The 3,733-nt window shown below is 67.8% G+C and carries 1 protein-coding gene and 1 pseudogene; both read left to right on the top strand.

The annotated features are described in order from the left end of the window. Positions 1-1,407 (top strand): type VI secretion system protein TssL, long form (gene tssL, locus JNN06_RS06640; protein ID WP_291238808.1); only part of this gene is annotated, 1,407 nt, incomplete at its 5' end. Between the two features lie 17 nt (positions 1,408-1,424). Further along, a pseudogene (gene tssM, locus JNN06_RS06635) lies at positions 1,425-3,733 on the top strand (type VI secretion system membrane subunit TssM); the annotation flags it as partial.

Genomic DNA, 3,733 nt, shown 5'->3' with positions numbered 1-3,733 from the left:
GCGCCCTATCCGCAGCCGGGCATGGCCGCGCAGCCCTATGGCGCGCCGCCCCCCGCCGCGGGCTTTGGCACCGGGCTTGGGCAGGGGCTTGGCAATCCGTTTCAGGCCGCCAGCGCGCAGGGGTTCTTCCCCGATCTGCATCAGGCGCAGGCCCCGGTGCAGCCGATGGCCGCGCCGCGCATCTCGCTGCGGCAGGCGCTTCAGGCGGCCAGCCTTGGCAAGGGCGGCTCCAGCAACCCCTTGATCGCGGCGGCGACCAATCTCTTGATCCTGTTTGGCCGCTTGCGCACCGGGCTGGTGGAGATGGAGGCCGCGCCGCTGATGGAACATGTGGCGCGCGAGATCGACGGGTTCGAGCGCCATGCCCGCGAGGCCGGTGTGGCCCCGGCCGAGGCGATGGTGGCGAAATATCTGCTCTGTGGCACGGCGGATGACATCGTGCAGAACCTGCCCGGCGCCGATCGCGGCATCTGGATTCAATATTCGATGGCGGCGCGCTTCTTCCAGACCCGCGAGACCGGGGTGGGCTTCTTTCAGGAGGCCGAAAAGGCCATGCAGGCCCCGGCGCAATATCACAACCTGCTGGAGCTGATGCTGACCTGCCTGTCGCTGGGCTTCGAGGGGCAGTATCGCACCGCGCCCAATGGCGGCGTGCAGCTGGCGCGCATCCGCGCCGCGATCTACGAGACATTGCGCCGGGTGAAACCGCGCCCGCCCGAGGATATTTCGGTGAGCTGGCTGCCGGTCATCTTGGGCGGGCGGCGGCGCTTCGGGCAGATCCCGGTCTGGGCGGTGGGGGGCATTGCGGCGGCGCTGGTGGTGGCGTTCTTCGGCACGCTGTCCACGCTGATCAACCGCGATGGCGCGGCGGCGGCCTCGGCGCTTTATGCGCTGCACCCCAATGATGTGAAGGTGGGGCTGGACCGGGCCGGGCCGGTGGCGCCCTTTGTCGCCCCGAATGACCAGCTGGACCGCATCCGCGAGGCCCTGGCCCCCGAGATCGGGCAGGGGCTGGTCGATGTGGGGGCCAAGGGCGATTACATCTTTGTCCGGGTGGGGAACCTTTTGCTGTTCACCTCGGGCAAGGCCGATGTGAAACCGGAATTCGCCAATCTGGCGGCGCGCATTGCCGAAGTGCTGAATGCCGAGCCGGGGCCGGTGCTGGTCTGGGGCTTTACCGATAGCCAGCAGCCCTCGGGGCGCGGGCAATACAAGACCAATCTCGATCTGTCGCAGGCGCGGGCCGAAGGGGTGCGCGACGTGCTGGCGGCCAGCCTGACCGATCCCACGCGGATCACCGCCGAGGGCAAGGGCGAGGCCGACCCGATTGGCCCGAACGAGACCGAGGAGGGCCGGGCGCAGAACCGCCGGGTTGAAGTGATGATCGCCAAGGAGGGCACATTTTGACACTCTTTGGTTTGCGGATGCCCAAGGGCGGCTGGTTCCGCGTGGTGCTGATGATCCTTGGCCTCGCGGCGCTTTGCGCGGCGATCTGGTTCGGCCTGCCGATGACGGGGGTGGATTGGCTGGCGGGGCTGTGGCTGCGCGTCGGCCTGATTGCGGGCGTGCTGGGGCTGGCCTTCACCATCTGGCTGGTGCGGTTCATCCTGCGGCGGCGCGCTGCGCGGCGGCTGGAGGCGGCGGTGGTGCCGGTGAAGGCGCCGGGTGACGCCGACGAGCTGTCGGAGCGGATGGGCAAGGCGCTGGAGACGCTGAAGAAATCCGGCGGGCGGAATTATCTTTACGATCTGCCCTGGTATGTGATCATCGGCCCGCCCGGCGCGGGGAAAACCACGGCGCTGGTCAATTCGGGCATCGAATTCCCCTTGGCGGGGCAAGAGGGCGCCGCCGTGGCGGGCTTTGGCGGCACGCGGTTTTGCGATTGGTGGTTCGCCGAGGAAGCCATCCTGATCGACACCGCCGGGCGCTATACCACGCAAGACAGCGACGCGGTGGCCGATAGCGCGAGCTGGAAAAGTTTCCTTGAACTGCTGAAACGCTCGCGTCCGAAACAGCCGATCAACGGGGTGATCCTGGCCTTTTCGGCCGAGGACATGATGAAATCCGACCCCGAGACCCGCGCCCGCCATGCCGAGATCGTGCGTGCCCGTCTGGCCGAGGTGCATGAGGCGCTGAAGGTCGATTTCCCGGTCTATGTGCTGTTCACCAAATGCGACCTGATCGCGGGCTTCCGCGAGTTTTTCTCGACCTTCAGCCTCGCGCGGCGCAATGGCGTCTGGGGCGTGACCTTTCAGGCGCGCGACCGCAAGGCGCTGACCCATGAGGCGGTGCCGGGCGAATATGACAAGCTGGTGGCGCGCCTGTCCGAGGAAGTGATCGACCGGCTGACCGAGGAACCCGACGGCATCTCGCGCATCGCGATTTTCGGCCTGCCGGGGCAGATGGCCATGCTGCGCGATCCGGTGGCGGATTTCCTGCGCCGGGTGTTTGAACCGACTCGCTATAAATCCAGCGCCATTCTGCGCGGGTTCTATTTCACCTCGGGCACGCAGGAAGGCACGCCGATTGATCAGGTGCTGGGCGCGGTTGCGCGCAGCGATGGCGGGGCGGGCGCCTTTGGCGCGGGCTTCATGTCGGGCAAGGGCAAGAGCTTTTTCCTGCATGACCTGCTGCGCAAGGTGATCTTTGCCGAGCGCGACTGGGTGAGCCATGACCGTGGCGCGGTGCGGCGCGATGCGGTGCTGCGCGGTGGCGCGACGGCGCTGATCCTGCTGGCGACGCTGGGGCTGGTGGGCGGCTTTGGCTACAGCTATTGGCGCAATGCCTCGCTGGTGGCGCTGGCCGGGGCGGAGACCGACGCATATCGCCGCGCGGCGGGCGAGGAGCGGACGCGCGATCTGGTCACCGATCCTGACCTCGCGCCGGTGGTGCCCTTGCTGGACGATCTGCGCACCATGCCGATGGGCTATGGCGCCGAGGCCTCCGGCTCGGTCTTCGAGGGGCTGGGGCTGGGGCAGTTGAAACGGCTGCGCGCCGCCGCCTCGACCAGCTATTCCGACGCGCTGGAACGCATGCTGCGCCCGCGTCTGGTGCTGTCGGTGGAGCAACAGTTGCGCGCCCTGGCCGATGCCACTGATGCGACGGGGGGGTAGCGCGCGCTCATGGTCTATCTGCGGCGGGGCGGGCTGGGGGGGCGGGTGGATGATGCCGCCATTCGCGGCTGGTTCGCGGCGGAATGGAATGCGGCCTATCCCGGCGCCTCGCAGGCCGATCTGCGCGACCGCCTGAAGGCGCATCTGGATGCCATGCTGGAGCTGGACGAGGGCCGCGCGCTGCTGGTGGAGCTGGACACCGACACGGTGAGCCGCGCCCGTCAGGCGATTGTGCAATTGCCGGTGGCCGATCAGGCCTATGCGGTCATCATGGATGGCGCGGCGGATAGCGGTTTGCAGGATTGGGCGCTGGTGAAGCGCACCGGCCCGGCGGCGGCCACGGTCTTTGCGGCGCGCGATGGGTCGGATCTGGCCTCGATGACGGTGCCTGCGGCCTTTACCTATGAAGGGTTCTGGGCGTGGTTCTTCCCGCAGCTGGCGGAAGTGGGTGATGCCTTGCGCGCAGACCAATGGGTCTTGGGCGAGGAAGGCCAGCGCCCGGATTTCGAGGATCAGCTGGCGCGGCTGGACCGCACGCTGATGGATCGCTACCGGGTGGATTTCAAGGCCGCCTGGGACAAGGTGCTGACCAATCTGGCGCTGAATTCGCTGGTTTCGGA

The organism is Gemmobacter sp., assembly GCF_016792925.1.
Taxonomy (GTDB): Bacteria; Pseudomonadota; Alphaproteobacteria; order Rhodobacterales; family Rhodobacteraceae; genus Gemmobacter.
The sequence above is the reverse complement of the archived record's forward strand: the minus strand, read 5'-3'. Positions and strand labels throughout refer to the sequence as shown.